This is a genomic window from Enterobacter asburiae, from assembly GCF_008080435.1.
GTDB lineage: Bacteria > Pseudomonadota > Gammaproteobacteria > Enterobacterales > Enterobacteriaceae > Enterobacter > Enterobacter asburiae_C.
On the sequence record NZ_VRKN01000026.1, the window covers coordinates 1 to 20,149 of the forward strand.

General features: G+C 48.6%; 17 protein-coding genes. 9 read left to right on the forward strand and 8 right to left on the reverse strand.

Going from position 1 to position 20,149, the window contains the following annotated elements; all coding sequences use genetic code 11:
* Nucleotides 1-156 precede the first annotated feature (156 nt).
* On the reverse strand, nt 157-1,089 hold the full coding sequence (mmuM, locus tag FU672_RS23445; RefSeq protein WP_148245050.1) for a homocysteine S-methyltransferase: 933 nt from the start codon (nt 1,087-1,089) through the stop codon (nt 157-159).
* The gene (gene mmuP / locus FU672_RS23450; RefSeq protein ID WP_023334652.1) at nt 1,076-2,476 is read right to left on the reverse strand and encodes an S-methylmethionine permease; all 1,401 of its coding nucleotides are present in this window, start codon (nt 2,474-2,476) and stop codon (nt 1,076-1,078) included. Before mmuP ends, mmuM begins: the two co-directional genes overlap by 14 nt.
* Nucleotides 2,477-2,839: 363 nt before the next feature.
* On the opposite strand from mmuP, the gene FU672_RS23455 reads away from it, so the two are divergent.
* Nucleotides 2,840-3,949 (forward strand): AI-2E family transporter, encoded by a 1,110-nt coding sequence (locus FU672_RS23455; RefSeq protein ID WP_029739734.1) that lies wholly within the window; start codon nt 2,840-2,842, stop codon nt 3,947-3,949.
* 119 nt (nt 3,950-4,068) lie between these two features.
* Entirely contained in the window at nt 4,069-5,853 is a 1,785-nt protein-coding gene (locus FU672_RS23460; protein WP_148245051.1) for a diguanylate cyclase, read from the forward strand.
* A gap of 12 nt (nt 5,854-5,865) precedes the next feature.
* On the opposite strand, the gene FU672_RS23465 is transcribed toward FU672_RS23460, so the two are convergent.
* Nucleotides 5,866-6,270, reverse strand: coding sequence for a helix-turn-helix domain-containing protein (locus tag FU672_RS23465; RefSeq protein WP_029739732.1), 405 nt, complete (start codon nt 6,268-6,270; stop codon nt 5,866-5,868).
* Between the two features lie 124 nt (nt 6,271-6,394).
* Nucleotides 6,395-7,039, reverse strand: a complete 645-nt coding sequence (locus FU672_RS23470; RefSeq protein WP_148245052.1) for a TetR/AcrR family transcriptional regulator — start codon at nt 7,037-7,039, stop codon at nt 6,395-6,397.
* Between the two features lie 179 nt (nt 7,040-7,218).
* Here FU672_RS23470 and FU672_RS23475 point away from each other — a divergent pair, with 179 nt between their 5' ends.
* The 6 genes from FU672_RS23475 (at nt 7,219) to catA (ending at nt 15,678) form a co-directional block, all read left to right on the forward strand.
* Nucleotides 7,219-8,715 carry an efflux transporter outer membrane subunit gene (locus FU672_RS23475; RefSeq protein WP_148245053.1) on the forward strand — a complete coding sequence of 499 codons (1,497 nt, stop codon included), beginning with the start codon at nt 7,219-7,221 and terminating at the stop codon, nt 8,713-8,715.
* Between the two features lie 48 nt (nt 8,716-8,763).
* Complete coding sequence (locus tag FU672_RS23480) at nt 8,764-9,906, forward strand: HlyD family secretion protein (protein ID WP_148245054.1); 1,143 nt, start codon at nt 8,764-8,766, stop codon at nt 9,904-9,906.
* A gap of 13 nt (nt 9,907-9,919) precedes the next feature.
* Nucleotides 9,920-11,464, forward strand: coding sequence for a DHA2 family efflux MFS transporter permease subunit (locus tag FU672_RS23485; RefSeq protein WP_262349056.1), 1,545 nt, complete (start codon nt 9,920-9,922; stop codon nt 11,462-11,464).
* Between the two features lie 1,030 nt (nt 11,465-12,494).
* On the forward strand, nt 12,495-12,989 hold the full coding sequence (locus FU672_RS23490) for a putative pterin-binding protein (protein ID WP_148245055.1): 495 nt from the start codon (nt 12,495-12,497) through the stop codon (nt 12,987-12,989).
* Between the two features lie 17 nt (nt 12,990-13,006).
* Nucleotides 13,007-14,938: a putative bifunctional diguanylate cyclase/phosphodiesterase gene (locus FU672_RS23495; protein WP_148245056.1), complete on the forward strand. Its 1,932-nt coding sequence runs from the start codon at nt 13,007-13,009 to the stop codon at nt 14,936-14,938.
* A 62-nt stretch (nt 14,939-15,000) separates the two neighbouring features.
* Complete coding sequence (catA, locus tag FU672_RS23500) at nt 15,001-15,678, forward strand: type A chloramphenicol O-acetyltransferase (protein ID WP_148245057.1); 678 nt, start codon at nt 15,001-15,003, stop codon at nt 15,676-15,678.
* A 239-nt stretch (nt 15,679-15,917) separates the two neighbouring features.
* Here catA and FU672_RS23505 read toward each other — a convergent pair whose 3' ends face one another.
* Nucleotides 15,918-16,307 carry a HumD family translesion DNA polymerase gene (locus tag FU672_RS23505; protein ID WP_148245058.1) on the reverse strand — a complete coding sequence of 130 codons (390 nt, stop codon included), beginning with the start codon at nt 16,305-16,307 and terminating at the stop codon, nt 15,918-15,920.
* 233 nt (nt 16,308-16,540) lie between these two features.
* Between FU672_RS23505 and FU672_RS23510 the strand changes: the two genes are divergently transcribed.
* A complete protein-coding gene (locus FU672_RS23510; RefSeq protein ID WP_148245059.1) occupies nt 16,541-17,623 on the forward strand; it encodes an acyltransferase family protein in 1,083 nt (360 codons plus the stop codon).
* 231 nt (nt 17,624-17,854) lie between these two features.
* Here the strand turns inward: FU672_RS23510 and FU672_RS23515 are convergent, their stop codons facing one another.
* The 3 genes from FU672_RS23515 to FU672_RS23525 form a co-directional block, all read right to left on the reverse strand.
* Nucleotides 17,855-18,274: a tail fiber assembly protein gene (locus tag FU672_RS23515; protein WP_148245060.1), complete on the reverse strand. Its 420-nt coding sequence runs from the start codon at nt 18,272-18,274 to the stop codon at nt 17,855-17,857.
* Nucleotides 18,275-18,276: 2 nt separating this feature from the next.
* Complete coding sequence (locus FU672_RS23520; RefSeq protein WP_148245061.1) at nt 18,277-19,323, reverse strand: gp53-like domain-containing protein; 1,047 nt, start codon at nt 19,321-19,323, stop codon at nt 18,277-18,279.
* Nucleotides 19,324-19,503: 180 nt separating this feature from the next.
* A complete protein-coding gene (locus tag FU672_RS23525; protein WP_148245062.1) occupies nt 19,504-20,142 on the reverse strand; it encodes a baseplate wedge 1 family protein in 639 nt (212 codons plus the stop codon).
* Nucleotides 20,143-20,149 lie beyond the last annotated feature (7 nt).

Consider the following 20,149-nt stretch of genomic DNA (forward strand, 5'->3'; position numbering starts at 1 on the left):
GCCTCGCCCCGGCCTTGCGGAAACGCTTCGGCGATTTACAGCCGGACCAGGGCATCGCTGTAAGTCATTAATTTTACAGATGCAACGTTCATCGCTTCAGGTAAAAAAATTACTGGGGATTCCTCAGCCCACGGGGAGAGGGTCAGGGTGAGGGCATCAGCGCTGCGCGTTTAGCTCAGCAATATCCTTCGGCGTGGTCCGGCAGCATCCGCCAATCAGCTTTGCCCCGGCTTCCAGCCACTGCGGCAGATACCCTGCCAGCGTCTCGCACGCTTCACCGTGGTGGTGCCAGGTTTTGGTTACCGCGTCATAATGCTCGCCCGAGTTCGGGTAAACCACCAGCGGCAGGGACGTCAGGCTTTGCAGTTGCTTCAGCGCCGCGGTGGTGTTTTCCAGCGCGATACAGTTAATGCCCAGCGCGACAATGTGCGGAGAGTTTGCCAGCACGCTGACCACGTCCCGCAGCGGCGTACCGTCGCTCAGGTGATCGCTGTCCCGTAGGGTAAAGGAGAACCACGCCCTTGCGCGGGGATACTCGGTCAGCAATGACGCCAGCGCCTTAATCTCCACAAACGAGGGCAGCGTTTCGCAGGCCAGCAGGTCAGCGCCCGCATCCAGCAGCGCTTCCACGCGCGGACGGTGGAAGGTGGTGAATTCTTCCGCACTGCGCACGTAGTCACCGCGATATTCTGAGCCATCCGCCAGATACGCGCCGTATGGCCCAACGGATCCCGCCACCAGCAGCGTGCCCGCATGCGGTTTTTCAGCCAGATACGCTTCGCGCGCCTTACGCGCCAGCTCCACGCTTTTACCGATCAGCGCGCGAGACTGCGCTTCGTCCAGACCGCGTGCCGCAAAGCCTGCAGGCGTGGCCTGATAGCTGGCGGTGATCGCCACCTGCGCGCCCGCACGATAGTAATCGAGATGCACTTCGCGGATGAGTTCCGGGTTTTCCATCAATACTTTGGCAGACCAGAGGCTATCTGCAAGGTTACAACCGCGCGCTTCCAGCTCCGTTGCCATCGCGCCATCCAGCACCACAAACGGCTGTTTTTCAAGGATGGCGGTAAGCGGATTATTCTGCGACATGTTCAGGCTCCTGCGATGTCATATTTCGGGTCAGGTAGTAGGCACCATAACACAGGGCGACAAACGGAAGCCCGCAATAAAGGGCAATGCGCTGGCTTGGGTCAAACCACAGGCCGACACAGGCCACCACGCAGAGGATAAAACCGAGCACCGGTACCAGCGGATACCACGGCGCACGGTACTGCAGCGCCGAGAGCGGCTGCCCGGACTGCAGATGGCGACGACGGAAAACGAAGTGCGACGCGCAGATGCTGATCCAGACCGCCACCACCGCAAATCCAGAAATCGCCGAGAGCGCGACAAATACCGTGTCCGGGGCCACGACGCTTGAGAACAGCGCCAGCACGCCGCCAAGCATAGAGACCGACAGCGCCGTCAGCGGCACGCCATTTTTGTTCACGCGGGCAAAGCAGCGCGGCAGCGTTTTCTCGTTAGAGAGCGACCACAGCATGCGCCCGGAGGCATACAGACCCGAGTTCGCCGCCGAGAGGATCGCCGTCAGGATCACGAAGTTAACGATATCAGCCGCGTAAGGAATACCGACCTTTTCAAACACCAGCACGAACGGGCTCTTTTCCACGCCTGCCTGCTGCATCGGGATCAGCGCCGCCAGCACAAACACGGTACCGATAAAGAAGATAATCAGGCGCGCGATGGTGGTGCGGATAGCGACCGGAATCACCTTGTGTGGATTTTCCGTTTCCCCCGCCGCGATACCGATAAGTTCGGTCCCGGAGAACGCGAAGTTCACCGCCACCATGGTCATCAGGATCGGCAGGCCACCGTGCGGGAACCAGCCTTCGGCGGTGATGTTGCTTAAGCCCGGTGCGGGTGAACCGTCCTGCATCGGGATAAAGCCAAAGACTGCCGCCCCGCCAAGGATAATAAAGGCGATGATGGTAATGACTTTGACCAGGGAGAACCAGAATTCGCCTTCAGCAAAGAAGCGCGTCGAGATGACGTTCAGGCCAAAAATCACCACGCAGAAGACCACGCACCACGCCCAGACGGGCACCTGCGGGAACCAGTACTGCATACAGAAGCCTGCGGCGGTAAAGCTCGACCCAAGCGCCACCGTCCAGGTGAGCCAGTAGAGCCACGCCACGGTGTAGCCCGTCGCCGGACCAAGATAACGGGCGGCATAGACGTGGAACGCGCCGGTTTCAGGCATCGCCACGGAAAGTTCGCCCAGACACTGCATCACCAGCCAGACCACCAGCGCGCCTATCAGGTACGCCAGCAGCGTGCCCGCCGCCCCGGTCGTTGAAATGATGTATCCGGTATTGAAGAATAACCCTGTCCCAATCACGCCGCCCAGCGAGAGCATAATCAGGTGGCGTGTTTTCATGGTGCGCTTAAGCTGCCCATTTTCTTGTTGTGTTTGCATATCACCTTCTATACGTATGGACATCTAAACATCCAAAGAAGGTGTGTTATACCGCGATTGTTAATAAAAAGCTAGATGACCAGACGCAAACGGGCACGCCTCGCGCTGAGTCTGGGGTGGGTTGTGAGGATCACATAGAGAATCGGACGCCAGGCCATAAGCACCTCCGCAAGCAGATACTTACAGCATGGTGCGGGAAGAGGCGATCTTCGGTCAGTCGAAAGTGGTATCCATGAAGAGCGGATTCATACCGCAACACTGTCCGTGGGCCGGGTAAGGCGCAGCCGCCACCCGGCGGAAGGGTTGGTAATTCTCACAATCAGTTCTATAGTCGACACAGTTTCTTAGTAACAGGACTGACTGATGCGCTTTAACGGACTGACCAAAGGTTTCTTTATCTTCATTCTTGCCCTGGTGACCTGGGCCTTCTTCGACGTGCTGTCACCCTACTTCTCCGCGATACTGTGGGCCGCTATTCTGACCGTCATCTTCAATCCGGTAAAAAACAGGCTGCGCGCCGCGCTGGGGGATCGCAACGGGCTTGCTTCGCTGTTGACCATTGGCATTATCTGCCTGATCGTTTTTATCCCGTTGATGGTGATCCTCTCCTCGCTCGCCATTGAGCTGAACATGGTTTATACGAAGCTCCAGGAGAACAACACCCAATTCCCGGAAGTGGTGGCGAGCATCTTCAACCATCTGCCTGACTGGGCCAGCGGCTTCCTGGCGGATCACAACCTGACCAACGCGGCGCAGATCCAGAAAAAACTCTCGGATGTCGCTCTGCAGGGCGGACAGTATCTCGCCGGCAGCGCGTTTCTGATTGGCAAAGGAACGTTTGGCTTTGCGATTAGCTTCGGCATCATGCTTTATCTGCTGTTCTTCCTGCTGAAAGACGGTCCGTATCTGGTGCGCCAAATCCTCGACTCCCTGCCGCTGTCTGATTTCGCCAAGCAACACCTGTTCGCCAAATTCGTCGGCGTGTCGCGAGCCACGGTAAAAGGTACGGCGGCGGTGGCGGTGGTTCAGGGCATTCTCGGCGGGATTGCGTTTGCTATTGCGGGTATTGACGGCAGCGTGCTCTGGGGCGCGCTGATGGCCTTCCTCTCGCTGGTGCCCGCCATCGGCTCGGCGATTGTCTGGGTGCCCGCCGCCATCTTCCTGTTCGCCACCCATCAACTGTGGCAAGGGCTGTTTATTGTCGGCTTCTTCGTGATTATCGTCGGTCTGGTGGACAATATCCTGCGCCCGCTGCTGGTGGGGAAAGACACCAAAATGCCGGACTACCTGATTCTGATCTCCACCCTCGGCGGCATGGAGCTGTACGGCATTAATGGCTTTGTGATTGGACCGCTCATTGCCGCGCTGTTTATCGCCTGCTGGAACCTCTTCTCAGGGCGCGATCACGAAGGGAACGCCGAAGAGCTGGACCCCGACTTCATCGAAGAAGGAAAAAATCCTCCAGAATTGTGAGGATGTGACGATAAAGACCACACCAGGCGGCGCTGTGCCGCCTTTTTTTTCGCCTTAAATCAAACGTTTTCTATAATTTGAAGAACGCTGTCCTCTTCATGTCGTAAAAGGAACATCAGGTGCGAATCGCGACGATAACAAACTGGGCCTATGGTGCCACGGTCTGCCTGACCATCGCCTCCGGCATCATCATGCTGATGGCGTCCAGTGCTGACACTGCTGAACGTCAGGCCGTGGAACAGCGACAGCGATTTGATCAGCTCACAGAAGATGTTGAGACTGACGCCTGGGCACAGTCCGATTTGGCACGCCTCTACGTCATCAAAAAAGATCCGCAAACGTTAAAGGAATACAGCCAGTCAGAAAATTACCTGAAGAACATAGAGATACGGCTGGAAAAACTGCGGGACAACGGCGCATCGGATGATGAGTTGTCCCTGCTGCGCGAAGGCATAAAAATCATTGATGAACTGCAGGACGAACAGCAAACCGCCCTCTCCAGCCTGGCGCGAGGAGATGATGCAGAAGCCGTTGCCCTGCTCTATGGTGCGCCCTATGAGCAAGAGCTGGAGCGCGCGCAGAACCAGATCGATCACTTTCGCCAGATACTCGACAAACGCGTCATCGGCTCCGTAAAAGATGCGACAAAAAAATCGAAAGCATTGCGTACGGCCTCTGAGGTGATGGTCGGCCTGACCGCCCTGCTGTTCTTGTTTGTGCTCGGCTTTATATTAAAACGCCGCGTGTTGCGTCCCGTGGTGCGCCTGAGCGACGTGGTGCACCGCCTGGCATCGCAGGATTACGCGGTTGAAACGCCCAATTTCAACCAGATTGATGAGATCGGCGATATGGCCCAGGCCATCAGCATCTTCCGTGAAAATGGTCTTGCGCGACAGCGTCTGGAAAGAGAGCGCGATGCCGACTGGGCCATCCGCGAGCTGCTGGCGCGCATGACCCAGCGGCTGCAGGGATGTGAGAATTTTAACGATGTGATTAACGTGGCGGAGCTATTTGCCCCCAATATCGCGCCGGGGATCGCGGGCCGGCTCTACATACTTGACCGCGATCCGTGGCAGATGCGCTGCGTCGCGCAATGGCTTTCACCAATCGGTGAAGAGACGACGTTCCATCCGGACGAGTGCTGGGCCTTACGTCGCGGGCAGAGCCACCCGCCGGTAAACGGTGAGCCGGATATCGCCTGCTACCATCTTCCGCCATCCCAGGCGGAAAGTTCCCTGTGCGTGCCGCTTATCGCCCAGGGCGAGGCCATTGGCCTGCTCTCCTTCCAGAATATCACGGCGGACAACGCCCCTTCCCGCGCGTATCTGGAACTGATGGCCGAAGCGCTCGGGCTGGCGCTGGCCAACCAAAGACTGCGCGACGCGTTGCTGGAAAAAGCCTTATTCGACCCACTCACCGGCCTGCGTAATCGTCATCATCTGGAAGATACTCTGCAAACCCAAACGGCACAGGCGATGCGCACTGGCGTGCCGTTAAGCTGCATGATGATCGATATCGATCACTTCAAGAGCATTAACGACCGGTTCGGTCATGAAGCGGGCGATCTGGTGATCAAAAGCGTGGCGTCGATTGTTCAGCGGGCCGCACATGATAACGGACTGGCATTCCGTTACGGGGGCGAGGAGTTCCTTGTTCTGCTTTCCGGTGCCGATGAAGCAGAGGCGTACGCCTGCGCGCAGAAGATTTACAACGGCGTGCATGAGCTGTCGCTTCGCTACGGGTTGACTGAGATTGGGCCAGTGGACGTGTCGATAGGCATTGCCAGCTACCCGCAACATGCCCAGACTGACAACCTGCTGCGCGCTGCGGATGTGGCCTTGTACCGGGCGAAAGAGCTGGGCCGCGCGCGGATTGTGAGTTTTGGGATGCTGGAGGCGGGTTAGCGGATTATCGCTCTATTCGCGCGTTACCTCAGTAATCAACATCGACAATCCATTCATGTAATGACTTTTTTTAGCCTGCTCACGGTATTTAGTTGGGGAGAGTCCATATTGATTCGAGAACGCTCTGCTGAACGTTGACGGTTCCTCGTATCCTAGCATCGTGAATATATCGGAAACAGAGAGCTGCGTATGTCTGAGCATATGCGCGGCTTTTTCAAGTTTCCGGCTTCGAATATAGAGGCCTATACTTATGCCACACTCCTGGCGAAAGTTTCGTTGAATGTAAGCCAATGAATAACCGGATTTCCGCGCCACATCTAAAACGGTAATGGGCCGGTATAAATTCGAGTCAATCCAGTGAGTAAGGGACTTAATTACAGCTTCACGATCTTTTAAGAGAGTAAACTTTATACACATAAGTATCCACGAAATTTTATTTACAAGAAGGCCGCTGGCAAAGTCATCCAATGACAATTGAAAATAAATTTTTCCCAAAAGAAAAATCACCCTAATAATAGGGTGAAGGAACGCTTACTGTATTTTAGAAAGATGTTTTTGCAACATCCTCACTTTTTTCAGGACCATACAGTTTCATAAACGCATTAACGGAGGCCTGCGCTTTCATGACGATTTCACTTTCGTCAGGCTGATCCTTTCTTGCTTTTAAAAGCAAGGGTTCCAGTATGTCGGCCTGGAGAAGAGAACGAAAATACTCAGCCGCCAGCACAGGATCATCTTTTCTTAAGATGTTTTGATTCATTAAATCGGTAAAAAGCGCCGAAACATTTGAACGCAGTTTTTGCATTCGCGCATAATATAATTCTCCGATACCCGATCTTCCGGCCTCGGAAATCATTAATCTCTGCAAATCCACAATATCCGGAGAGCAAATATAACGTAAAAAGGCAACGGCAAATTGCTCGATGACCAATTGTGGTGATTTTCTGAAAAGGCGCACCTGCCCTGCAGTTTCAATAGTCATGCTCTTTATATACTGTTCAGTTTCTGAAGACATGCATTCTACAAATAGCTCTTCTTTCGAAGAAAAGTGACTGTAAATTGTCGATTTTGAGCCACCAACAATCGCGTTAATCTCTGAGATAGACGTGGCATCAAATCCTTTTTGTCGAAACAGTCCGGATGCGACCTCCAGAATCTGTTGCCGTTTAAGCGCTCTTTTATCCATATGTTTCCTCGTTAGTTTAGGTGTCTGGCCGTGGCCAACACTTTTTGTTCTCTGATTTCGGAATCACGTCTGATAGTAGGGTTCGTAATCGTACTGACGAGTACATTTTCATTTGACGGCGCTCAGAAGTCAAGATATAAAGTGTACCGTACTGTACGGTACTGTATTTGGACTTCTCTATGAACAGCATGACGAGCGTACTGATGAAAGGTTTTCAGGAGACACTTCCGAGGTGTCGTATTTCCGGTTTAACCCGGTCCAGGATAGTGATGGGCTGTGTTGTCATTTCCGCCATCAGTATGAGCGGATGCGCCATGATCCCCGATCTTGGCACCCCACCGCCTATGAAGACGGTCTCACAGCTTAAAAGCGATCAAAGTTTCCCACATCAGAACGGCCAGTGGCCGAAAGATTACTGGTGGAAGAAATACGGTGACGAGCAGCTCAACGGGCTGATTGATGACGCGCTTAAAAATTCCCCCACGCTTAACATCGCTGAAGCTCGAGTGAAACAAGCGCAGGCGATGACACAAAGTGCGAGCGGATCGCTTTTCCCTGAGGTCACCGCAAACGCCAGCTTTATGCGGGACAAAATGAGTTACAACTATGTGACGCCTGAAAGCGCAACGCCTCAAAACTGGAACAGCTATGGGCGTACCACGCTTGATATGAGCTGGGAAATTGATTTTTGGGGTAAAAACCGCGCTGCGCTCGCGGCTGCAACGTCAGGTGAAATGGCGGCTGTAGCGGAAGAAGCACAAACAAGACTGGTGCTCTCTTCTTCTATTGTTACCGTTTACGCAGAGCTGGCGCATTTATACACCGTACGGGAAACGCTGAACGATACCCTCACTATACGAACCAATACGCTTGCGTTGTTCCAGCAACGGCATGACGCGGGGCTTGAAGATTTATCCAGCCTTCAACAGGTTGAGACGCGTCAACTCAACGCAAAAGCAAATCTGGTGGCAATAGATGAAGCTATTGCGATCAAAAAACATGAACTCGCTGCACTGATCGGTGATGGGCCTGACAGATCGCTGGCAATAACCGCGCCTGAGGCAACGCTTTTAGCGCATGAGGAGCTTCCACCCAATATTGCGTTGGATCTTATTGGTCGACGTCCTGATATTGTCGCGGCACGTTTACGCGCAGAGGCTGCAGCAGAGCAAATCAAACAGAAAAAAGCCGGTTTTTACCCCAGCGTTAATCTGGTTGCCTTTGCCGGGTTCCAGTCATTGGGTATTAACAACCTTACCCGGAGTGGCTCAGCAATTGGCAGTTTTGGCCCGGCCATATCGTTGCCAATATTTAATACGCAAAAGCTACAGGGTGATTTGAAATACGCCAGCGGTGAATATGACATTGCGGTGCAAGTTTATAACGACACGTTAACGAATGCACTTCGTGAAGTGAGCGATGCGCTCACCAGCAGAGCCTCTCTTAAAGACGAGATGCTTTATTCTCAGGGTGCAGTCACGTCGGCAGAAAAAGCGTATTCGCTCACCAAACAACGATATGAAGGAAAGGTTGCTGATTATCTGGACGTCTTATCCTCGGAAGATGAGCTGGTCGCTGCCCGCAGAAGATTAGCCGATGTTAATTCTCGCGCCTTTACTATTGACGTCGCATTAGCGCGCGCATTAGGCGGCGGATATAGCTCGAGCAAACAGTAATTTTTAACACCAGGTTAATAACTAAATAGTGGAAAGAAAGGAAATAAAATGAGTCATTCTGCAGCTATTGAAAATCAAAATATTGAATCATCCGATATCAAAAAGAAAAAAAGAAAACGTTTGTTCTCTTATCTTGCATTAAGCATCGCGCTGGCTGGCGCAGGCTCGTTCGCCTGGTGGGAATTAGTGGGCTCCCGCTATGTTGAAACCGATAACGCCTATACCGATGTCGAGTCCGCTCAGCTCTCTTCTGCGATCACCGGTACGGTAAGTGCCATCCTCGTCACGGATTCTCAGGTGGTAAAAAAAGGCGATGTTCTGATCCAGCTGGATCCCACTGACGCAGAGTTAGCCCTTAATCAGGCGGAAGCAAACCTGAACCTGTCCATTCGGCGGGTAAATGGATATAAGGCCACTGACACAAAACTCGGCGCAGAAGTTGTGGCGAATGAAAAAGAGCAAAAACGTCTGCTGGCCCAGGTTGATGCCGCAAACGCTGACTTCCAGCGCGCGACGGTTGACCTCAAGCGACGCGAGGCGTTAATGCAGACAGGCGCGATTTCAGGCGACGAACTGACGCGAATTCAAAACGTTTATGCTTCCGCACTGGCAAACCTGAATGCCGCTAAAGCCGCCGTGGCGCAAGCAGATGCAGCGAGACAGGCGGCTGTGGGTGCAAGACAGGCGAATGCCGTGATGATTGAAGATGCGAATACCGAGACCAACCCTGAAGTTGCTCTCGCCAGAGCGAAGCGCGATCAGGCCAGACTGGATCTGGAAAGAACCGTGATCCGTTCGCCAGTCGATGGCGTGGTTGCTCGTCGCCAGGTCGAGCTTGGACAACGTGTCCAGCCTTCCACACCGTTATTATCCGTGGTGCCGGTGCAGCAAATTCACGTCAATGCCAACTTCAAGGAAGTTCAGCTCCAGCATGTGAAAGTGGGACAGAAGGTAGAACTGGTGAGCGATCTGTATGGCGACAACGTCCCTTTCCATGGAACGGTAGAAGGCTTTGATGGCGGCACCGGCGCAGCGTTTTCAATTATTCCTGCGCAAAACGCAACGGGTAACTGGATTAAGGTTGTTCAGCGTTTGCCTGTGCGCATCAAACTCAATACTGATGAGCTTGCAGCACATCCGTTGCGGGTTGGTCTGTCCATGAAAGCGACAGTTAACTTAAAAAGTGAATAACGGAAACCAGGCCATGTCTACATTAGTTATCGATAATCAGCCGCCTTCGCTGAAAGGCGGTATGTTATGGATTGGTGCCCTGGTACTTGCAATGGCTAACTTTTTAGCTGTGCTCAACATGACCATTGCAAACGTCACTCAACCCAACATGGCTGGCGCCCTGGGGGCAGGCACCAGCCAGGGAACCTGGATCATCACGGCCTATGCCGTGGCTGAAGCCATCACGGTGCCGCTATCAGGATGGTTAACCACACGCTTCGGCGGCGTGCGCGTTTTCTCCGTTTCCGTGTTCATGTTTGGCATTTTTTCTTTGCTTTGCGGCTTTTCCACTTCGCTGGGAATGCTGCTGCTGATGAGGGTTTTTCAGGGCATGGCAGGAGGCCCCCTGATGGCCTTATCACAAACGTTACTGCTGCGTATTTTCCCGAAAGAAAAATCCATGCAGGCGACGGGATTATGGGCGATGACAACATTGCTCGCGCCCGTAATTGGCCCGGTTCTGGGTGGATGGATTTGCGATCATTACAGCTGGTCATGGGTGTTTATCATCAACGTTCCGATGGCAATCGCTTTTTCAGTCGTCGCATGGTCAGTATTGAAAATCTTCGAAGACAAGCTGATTAATAACGCTATTGATATCGTTGGATTTATTTTATTGGTTATCTGGGTTGGTGCACTGCAGATCATGCTGGATGAAGGGAAAGACCTTGACTGGTTTGCTTCAGAAGAAATTTGGGTTCTGGCGATTGTGGCCTGTATCGGCTTTTTAAGTTTCTGTATCTGGGAGCTGACCGCTGAACATCCGATTGTCGATATCAGAGTTTTTCGCCATCGCGGTTTTTCAGCCAGCATGTTTGTCCTCGCACTCGCGTTTGGATGTTTTTTTGGTCTGAATGTCCTCACACCTTTATGGCTACAATATAACTTAGGGTATACAACAACATGGGCAGGCATTGTGGTTGCCTGGGGCGGACTTCTGCAGGTGGTATTTTCTCCGGTTGCCGCTAACCTTTCTAACAAAATCGATCCGCGTATTCTTATCTTCTTTGGCTGCGCCTGGCTGGGTCTCGACACCTTCTGGCGATCCTATGCGACGACCGATATGGACTACTGGTCCATCTGTGTACCTTTGTTATTCATGGGCGTTGGCATGCCGTTGTACTATGTCCCGATTACGGGGCTTGCAATGGGCTCTGTAGATGAAACGGAAATGGCTTCAGCAGCAGGGCTAATGAACTTTGTTCGAACGCTATCAGGTGCGTTTGCCACATCGCTCGTGACGACGTCATGGCAAGACCAGCGCTATATAGCACATGACAAACTGGCATCCGTCGTCGACCCTACAGGCGATCTTTCGCATTACATCAGTTCAGCCCCTCAGCAAGGTGGACAATTTGTGCGCGAGCTTTTTGATAAGATGGTTAACAGCCAAAGCATGATGCTTTCGACCAATAATTTGATGATGTCGATTGGCGTGATATTTTTTATTGCTGCCTTTGCGATTGCACTAGCACCAAAACCTTCGCGCGTAGTAGATGCTGCTTCTGTAGGACATTAATATTTATTCAGCACAAGGATGTGAGTATCAAAAAACAGAGAAAATCTGATGGACAGTAAACCATACACACCGGGCAACCGGGATATTCTGTATAAGAAAATATTCCTTTCAATTTCTGAAATGAAATATCTTGAAAGGGAAATAAAAAAATTCAACTGGTTAGAACGCACTTTTTTTAGGAAAAAAGAGTTCTATACAATGCAATATCACAAAAGGAAATGTGACAGCAACTTCTTTAGATTTATCAACAGCAGACAGGACAACCAGAATACGTTAATTCATATCCTTGAACAATTACCTGAGAATCATCCTGACAGAACATGGCTGACGGGCTTCCTGCTTTGAACATACCAGGTGAGTGGCATAATTAGTGAGACACTGGAAAATATCAGGTTGAAGGGAAGAAAAAAGTGGACGCTTCCCAGTGGAAGAAGCGTCCAAAAATCAGGCAATTATTCAGACACAGATTGAAACCGTAAACTGACGATCTCATCGATAATATCTCACAACCCCTTCTCTTCATTATTTACATTTTCTGCCATCGCATAAGAAAAAACTCAGTCCGCAGGCGGTAACCTTTTTTGCGCGTCTGATTGCCTGGGTAGTATTCGTTCCGTCAGGAACAGCGTACCTTGCGTCTTTTCACTTAAAGTGGACAAATTGTGTACAGTGCGACAGTGTCGGTCACGTCACTTCCGCCAGGGCTATACCCGCAGAAGGCTGGTGCTGAGCGTTTACACGCTCGCCGTTTTCATCATCGGTAAAATCAGTGGTATGAGATAATAACAATCAATAAAAGCGATCATTTTTTAAACACAAGAGAGGTTATGCAAGCAGCTTTAGCTTTTCTCAAAAAGTTAAGCGTTGTTCGACTGCCAAACACCCTGGCATCACCATAACATAACTATTTGATTTTATTGTATTTTTATCAATAAAAACTTTAAAAAACCTTGCTACTCAACAAAATATATAAACTAGTGTGATATCTAAATTATAATTCTTATACTTCTGTAAAAAAGTGGAGGCCAAAATGCGATTAACCCTACTGCTGTTATGCTGTCTGGTACAAAGTGTAACCTGGGCTGGCGAACTGCCAAAACCAGTTGGTAAACCCATTTTAACGATTTACGGTAATATAGAAAATACGAATGAAAATGGAAAAGCAGTGTTTGATCTCGCCAGCCTTGAAAAACTGGGCGTGGTGAGTTTCGAGACGACTTCCCCCTGGTATAATGGACGCACTAAGTTTGAGGGTGTTCCAATGAACAAACTCATGGAGTATGTGGGTGCGAAGGGTTCTAACGTTAATGTTATTGCGCTCAATGATTACTCAACCGTGATCCCTCTCAGTGACTTCAAAAAATACAACGCCATACTTGCCTTAAAGGTCAATGGCGAATATATGCGCATCCGCGACAAAGGTCCATCATTCATTGTATACCCCTATGACAGTCTTCCTGAGTTGAATAATCAGATTTATTACTCGCGATCAGCATGGCAGGTTAGCAAAATGAAGATTGAATAGCAGTTCAGGAGAACATAATGAACAGGATACTGGTTGGTATCATTTTTTCTCTTTTTATCACGACAGGATATATTGCATTTCTTGTTTACGATCGACAGCAGGAGTTGCAAAAACTGACTCAATACACTGAGTCCTGGTCCGTGGCACAACTGGTATCAGAGTATTACCGTTTTGAATCATGGCTTGGTCTATACGCAACCGATACCGATGACGTTACGATAGACCAGGTCCGCATGCGTCTCGAAATTATGCTCAGCCAGAGCGATTTAATGAAGGGTGGAGATTTAGGTCACTATATTGACAGCGATAAAACGCATCAAGAACTCGCTCTACGCCTGGAGCAAATACTGACCCATCTGGATAGTCATCTTGAAAACATGAGTCACCCAGAGTTACAGGCATACCTGAAAAATATGCATGTGCTCGATGCGCCGCTTAGCCAGCTCTCGGCAACGGCATTGACAAAAGATATTAACACGGTTAATGAATCCAACCATAAAATACAGATCCTTTATTATATTTATTCCGCACTTTCATTACTCCTGGTGATATTAAGCTTTATTCTTGGTTTCTTAATGATCTATCAGAATAAAAATATTCTCAAAGCGCACATGCAGGTTAAAAGTCTTGCTGACGAACTTCAGATATCAAAAGAAACGCTGCAAATTCAGAACTCGAAGCTGGAGTATGATGTTTATCATGACTCCCTCACTGGAATGAAAAACCGCCTTTTCTTCTGGGACGATCTCAACAAAATTAATCTTCAGGCAGATAAAAACCACATTCCAGTCACGGTGATGTTATTTGATTTAGACCGATTCAAAGAGGTCAACGATACCTATGGTCATGATGCCGGAGATTTGCTGTTAAATCAGGTATCCAGACGACTCACCTCAATGAGCAGCGCCACTGATACATTTTACCGTTTAGGCGGAGATGAGTTCGCCCTTCTGTCCAGTGGCCTCACCGAATCAGCAGCCGTTTCGCGCGCCAAAGAAATCAGCGAACATATCAGCCAGCCCTATACGATTAATAACCAGCTGATAAAAATCGCTACCTGTGTGGGGATCGTTTTATCTGATAATGAGCGGCGTTCTGATTATCTTTATAAATTTGCCGATCTGGCGCTCTACGAAGCCAAAAAAGAGGGTTCACAACAGATAAAAGTCTTCCGTCAGTGGATGCTGCAAAAGTTGCAGGAAAGCAGAACCCTTGAACATGATATGGCACTGGCGATCGATAACCATGAATTCGTTGTTTATTACCAGCCCATTGTCGATTCATTCAGCAATGAAATTTACGGCTATGAAGCACTTATTCGCTGGATACACCCGGTGAAGGGGATACTGTCACCTGATTACTTTATTTCTGTCGCTGAAAAAACGGGGATGATCAATCAGATCGGCAAAACTGTGCTTGAGCTTGCCTGCCGGGAAGCGGTTTCCTGGGCCGTTCCGGCAAGGATCTCTGTGAACGTCTCACCCGTTCAGCTGGGCACGAAATCATTTACGGCGATGGTACAGTCCATCCTGAAGGAGACAGGACTTCCGCCTGGCAGACTTGAATTGGAGGTGACGGAATCTTCTCTCTTCAGTGACAGCAATACGCCACTCACTATTCTCAAAAAGCTCAGAACGTTGGGTGTAAAAATTTCTATCGATGATTTCGGAACAGGTTATTCGTCGCTCTCAAGACTGAGTGAACTGAATTTTGATAAAATTAAAATCGACAAATCCTTTGTGAATCCGATATCCACGCAGGATGATGCTCTTAATATCGTTAAATTGATTACCGGCATGGCGAAGAGCCTCAATATGAGGGTCATTGCGGAAGGTGTTGAAACCGAAGCGCAGCTTGAACGTCTTCAGGCGCTTGGCTGCGATCTCGTGCAGGGATATCTGTTCGGAAAACCACAGGCTGAGATTGACAGGAAGATTAGATACGGTTGAAATGGTTGTGCGGCTTTTTCTGGCCCAAACCCTTTAGGCGATTGATAATCAAAGGTTATGAAATGAAAAAAACAGCCCCGGAATATACGCCTGTTGATTTATCTCGTTGGGCCAGGAAAGAGCATTTTGAGGTGTTCCAGTCATTTGCTGAGTGTACAATTAACCAAACGGTTCTGATCGACATTACCGTGCTGCGAAAACATATCAAAGAGGTCGGCTGGAAGTTTTACCCGACGATTATTTTCCTCCTCTCTAAAATCATGAACCGGCATCCGGAATTCCGTATGGCCATGAAGGACAATGAGCTTGTCATATGGAATGAAATTCATCCAAGCTATACCATTTTCCATCCTGAAACAGAGACCTTTTCGTCATTGTGGAGCCATTACGACGGCAATATTCAGCACTTCCAGAACACATATTCAGAAGACGTTGCACGCTATGGAAATAACCTTTCTTACTGGCCTAAGGAAGAGTCCCGGGAAAATGTCTTTTTCGTATCGTCTATTCCCTGGGTAACGTTTACGAACTTTACGATGAACATTGCGCACATGAAGAACTTCTTTTCTCCTATGTTCACGTTTGGAAAATACTACGAGCAGGATGGGAAAGTGCTGTTGCCTATGGCGGTGCAGGTCCATCATTCCGTATGCGATGGTTTCCATGTGGCAAGGATGTTTAATGAGTTGCAGGAGATGTGTGATGGTTTGCCGGAGGTATCGGGGGAACGTAATGGCTGATGCGCCAGGAGCAAATTTTGTTTATCTGATAGTCGGAAGACTGCTTTAAAATATGGTGCCGATAATAGGAGTCGAACCTACGACCTTCGCATTACGAATCAGAAGCACCACTTTTAACTAACTGTTTTAACAAGCATTGACCGCATTCACACAGCCAATGCTGATGGCACAAACGGAAAGATGATGGATGATGATTTCTGGTGCATGACACAATCATGGCACAACCTTGGCACAAGAAATCACATCACCGGACAATCATCAAACTCACCAGAACGCGCATCGTTGATGATGTACGTGATCACCCCGAATACCGGACGCGATGCATCCGACATTTCGTCCGCCAACGGCAGCGACTTCATTCTCCCATTCTCAGGGTTTTCCAGACATGGATGCGGCAGCGTCCTGTAGCGCATGATCCTGAACTCACCATCAACAGCACAGACAAGCAGGGAGCCGTCTTTCGGTGTGAGTGATGAATCGACGATAAGCATTGCGCCCTTCATGATGCCAGCTCGCAGATATGTCGTACCGGCTATCATCATGTACGTTGCGGAAGGATGAGCGATAAGCCTTTTGTCGAGCGATATGCGTTCTTCAACATAGTCTGCTGCTGGCGACGGGAACCCCATAATGCACCTCCACTAATAACTGTACATGCATACAGTATTACTTGTTGCGTGCATAGATCAAGCGTGATGGTATGACCATTAATCAAGTGACTGAAATACTTGTGCATTCAGTTTTTTAATTCGAAGGTGAGATCTGTCGCACACTATCAGAACGTCAGTAACCAAGGGTTATCGTTTAAGAATGCTCTCAAAATGATATACTCGTCACATTAACATTTTGATGCGGATATGAAATGCTAACTAAAGATAAAAGCATAACACTGGATTACGCAAAGGCGCTTGGTATTATTTCAGTGGTAATCGGCCATTACAATATGACCCCTTTCGGCATACCACAACCGTACCTTTTCCACATGGCTCTTTTCTTTTTTATAGGCGGAATGCTTTTAAACCCTGGAAAGAATTTCGCTCAGTTTTTATCTGCAATCTTCAAGAAGCACATACTATACATTGTTGTCACTTATATAGTAATTGGAGGTATTACAAAAATAATTACCTCAAATACAGAGTCAACTTTATACAACCCATTTCCTGACAGTTTTTATGAAACAATTCACTCGATATATCGCAGTGATTTTCATATCAACTCACTGTTCCTTGTTGCATGGTTTTTACTTGCTTACTCTATAGCTTCTGTTTTCTCATTGATTGCGCTGAAGTTTGCGCATGATAAAAAGCTTTCTTTGCTTTACATATTTCTGATTGCGTTTTTGTTTGGTTATTTAGGAATGGTTACTCTGCCATCAATGTTCCAGCCAGGATGGAACATACAGTTCAATTATCTTTCCCAGGCATGTTCTGGTTCTATGTTTATGCTTCTTGGATTTTTGATGCGTGAGGCGGTATTCAAGTACCAAAGCATCATTGCTCTCTCTCTGAGCTTGCTAGCGGTTTCGTTCATGACTAACTCGTCTATAGCCCAGCCCATGACGATGTCATTTTCATCTTACCCTAGCGGATACATTGTTAGTACCTTAACAGCAATGCTTTGCATTTACTCTGTTTTTTGCTTTGCATCTATGATGCAAAAGCAGTTTGGCGAATCTTTATTTTTGCGTATAGGGAGGTCAAGCAAGACAATAATGTCATATCATTTGCTTGTTTTGTACATGATTGACTTATTTATAAGTCTCTTTGGATGGGTTGATATAAAGGAAGTGAACGCACTTACACACTATTACAGCCCATACATCTGGCCTGTATATTTGTTAGCTCCTGTAATTTTACTTACAGGAGCTAATGCGACATACAAATATGCTAAAGAAAAATTAATTGACTATGCGTTGTTAAATAAAAATATAAACAACACAAATTAATTAATATGCAACTTAATATGCTATGTTTTTGAAAAACAGACATGACGGCCAGTTATTTTTACACTGGCTCGTCAAAATCACATTCTGGACAAATCCAGCACAGGAATCCGTAACGCTCTCCTTGATACATTTGCGTTCCGCAGATAGGGCAGAATTTTACCACTGAAGAATCAGTAGAAGCCTGCGACTCACTTGCTTGTGTCGTGTCTTTGTCTGGCATGTTGATCTCCATCAGTCTGGGTATTGAGCAATAATTCCTGCCCGGTCACTTGCATATTGTGTTTTTCGGGTATTAATCTGAGCCAGAACTAAATCTTTCTTTGCAGTCTCATTGACGCCATCGTTAACAGCAGCCGCAAGCCATGCTCTATTAAGTTTTTCTATGTCGTCCTGATATACGCTACTTAATGTAGCAAGCGCTACCTTCCTTAACACAGGGTTTGGTGTTGGTGGAATATCAACCCATACAGGCATGCCATCCTCACCAACCCCCCGCGCTTTACCTGTCGGAGTAATCCCGGCGAATTCCAGGAAAATCTCTTTAGTCACATCTACACCATCATCCGGCCATGAACCTGCCGCTACATAATCATCCATCATATCTATCGGATAAAATGCATTATTTTTTGCACTGAAAATATAATCGCTCATTTTTAAGACCCTATTGCAAACCATTCGACAGTCACAGACATTCCCTGGGTAATTGTTTTATCGGTGAGGTTAACAGCGATTGCTTTTAACCTAATCTGATTAGTATCTATTGCTTCTGAAGTTGCAAAGCATGGAGTGTTTGTCAGAGTCTGGCCGCCAGTTGCATATGTATGAAGAACTCCATTCGGGAATGATATAGCGAAGCTGTCAACAGCCACATCACCAGAGGCATTAGCTGCAGCCATGCTGATCCTTCCCCACTGAAAAATAAGGCCATTCGGCAGTTTTGTGTATCCTTTCGTTACGGCCGAATAAGGAAATGCGCTCATATCAGGTATCTGACCTGTTCCAACACCAACGTTTTTGATCGCTGCAGTTCCAAGCCCTAAATTAGTTCTTGCTGTCGTGGCATCTGTCGCCCCAGTCCCACCGCGGGCCACAGGAAGGGCAATGACAGTTCCGGTACTTGTTTGAGCACCCCATGTACCAGCATTATCAATAATCACAGATCTTGATGAGTCTGGCGAAGACATTGCGGTCACAGAACCAGACACACCAAACTGAGCCACTCCTAGATTAACCCTCGCCCCAGTAAGAGTATTTGCGCCAGTGCCACCGCCAGCAATAGGTAATGGAAGCGCATTACCTACTGAGTCCTGGACCCCCCAGTTACCGGAATCAGTTACATACAGGAAAACCCCAGAGGTAGGAGCTGAGACTGTAGTAGTTGACCCAGAGCTATTGAAGGACTGAAGACTAAGGTTAATTTTCGCAGTGTTAACAGTTCCGTCAGCCTTAATATCTCCGAACGGATTGCTCCTAGCCAGATATGCTGTACTGAGGTTAGTCCAGCCAGCCCCACCTGTGTTTGGGTTGGTGAGGTTGCTATCTGTGGTGCTGATATATCTGGTCTGTGCATCGCTGCCCAGTACGACCGCCCCTTTTGGGTAGCCACTAATAGAGGTTGCGAACACAGAGTCATATGAGTTGATAGCTCCGGTGCTGAACCATCTGGAGAGGCTTGATAGCTCAAACAGTATTTGGTTCATATCCTGACCCTTTGGAGGCAATCCGCCTGCGGATTTAAGGGTCATGGTAATTGGTGGGAAACCTGAATCATACGAAGCCGTGTTATCACCTGCCGGAGTTGTAGGCAGAATAGGCTCTCGTGGACCATTTACACCAAATGGGGTTGGTTGTTTCGTGGGTGCATCTGAACGATTCATTATTTAATCTCTGTAGAATGTTCCATCATTAAATGGATAGGAGTCAGATGAGAATCCAAAGTAAGGGCTGACGACTTGCCTGATATTCACAAGCACCCCGCTTGGTACCGGTGCAACCTCATAATTAGTCAGAATGGATTCTTCGTATGGTGCCAGTTCGAATTCAAAGGTTATCCCCATTGTCATGTCTCTGTAGTTAATGCAATATGCACGCCCTCGCTTGTAGAACATGATTTTGAGAAATTTATTGATGTCTGGAATGGTTGCGATACTGATGTTCGTAAAGGCTTTGCACATGATTAAAGTTCGATATGCATCATCACCAAGCCTGATATTTGTTGTTTCCTGCATCCCGCCAAAAAAAGGTGCATCGTTAAATGGGGTTGGGTATTCAGGGTCATAATCATTTGCCTCAGAAAACCCGAAAGACTCATTGTCTATTGGAGCGATTACGTATCGACTTACACCAACAATGGTTCCCCACATGTCCAACCCGAAGGTTTCGCACGTTGTCAAATCCCATACTTTCTCTATAAACTCATCAGTGAAATCATCGAGACTTACCGCCTGATTGAATGTATCAATAATTGAAAGTAATTTTTGGCTGGCGGAATACTGCGTTAGGATCGTGTCCTGCCACATGTAAATC

Excerpts from the sequence above, each read along its gene's own strand:
- mmuM (WP_148245050.1), bottom strand. The coding sequence starts at position 1,089 with ATGTCGCAGAATAATCCGCTTACCGCCATCCTTGAAAAACAGCCGTTT.
- mmuP (WP_023334652.1), bottom strand. The coding sequence starts at position 2,476 with ATGCAAACACAACAAGAAAATGGGCAGCTTAAGCGCACCATGAAAACA.
- FU672_RS23455 (WP_029739734.1), top strand. The coding sequence starts at position 2,840 with ATGCGCTTTAACGGACTGACCAAAGGTTTCTTTATCTTCATTCTTGCC.
- FU672_RS23465 (WP_029739732.1), bottom strand. The coding sequence starts at position 6,270 with ATGTGTATAAAGTTTACTCTCTTAAAAGATCGTGAAGCTGTAATTAAG.
- FU672_RS23470 (WP_148245052.1), bottom strand. The coding sequence starts at position 7,039 with ATGGATAAAAGAGCGCTTAAACGGCAACAGATTCTGGAGGTCGCATCC.
- FU672_RS23475 (WP_148245053.1), top strand. The coding sequence starts at position 7,219 with ATGAACAGCATGACGAGCGTACTGATGAAAGGTTTTCAGGAGACACTT.
- FU672_RS23480 (WP_148245054.1), top strand. The coding sequence starts at position 8,764 with ATGAGTCATTCTGCAGCTATTGAAAATCAAAATATTGAATCATCCGAT.
- FU672_RS23485 (WP_262349056.1), top strand. The coding sequence starts at position 9,920 with ATGTCTACATTAGTTATCGATAATCAGCCGCCTTCGCTGAAAGGCGGT.
- FU672_RS23490 (WP_148245055.1), top strand. The coding sequence starts at position 12,495 with ATGCGATTAACCCTACTGCTGTTATGCTGTCTGGTACAAAGTGTAACC.
- FU672_RS23495 (WP_148245056.1), top strand. The coding sequence starts at position 13,007 with ATGAACAGGATACTGGTTGGTATCATTTTTTCTCTTTTTATCACGACA.
- catA (WP_148245057.1), top strand. The coding sequence starts at position 15,001 with ATGAAAAAAACAGCCCCGGAATATACGCCTGTTGATTTATCTCGTTGG.
- FU672_RS23505 (WP_148245058.1), bottom strand. The coding sequence starts at position 16,307 with ATGGGGTTCCCGTCGCCAGCAGCAGACTATGTTGAAGAACGCATATCG.
- FU672_RS23510 (WP_148245059.1), top strand. The coding sequence starts at position 16,541 with ATGCTAACTAAAGATAAAAGCATAACACTGGATTACGCAAAGGCGCTT.
- FU672_RS23515 (WP_148245060.1), bottom strand. The coding sequence starts at position 18,274 with ATGAGCGATTATATTTTCAGTGCAAAAAATAATGCATTTTATCCGATA.
- FU672_RS23520 (WP_148245061.1), bottom strand. The coding sequence starts at position 19,323 with ATGAACCAAATACTGTTTGAGCTATCAAGCCTCTCCAGATGGTTCAGC.
- FU672_RS23525 (WP_148245062.1), bottom strand. The coding sequence starts at position 20,142 with ATGTGGCAGGACACGATCCTAACGCAGTATTCCGCCAGCCAAAAATTA.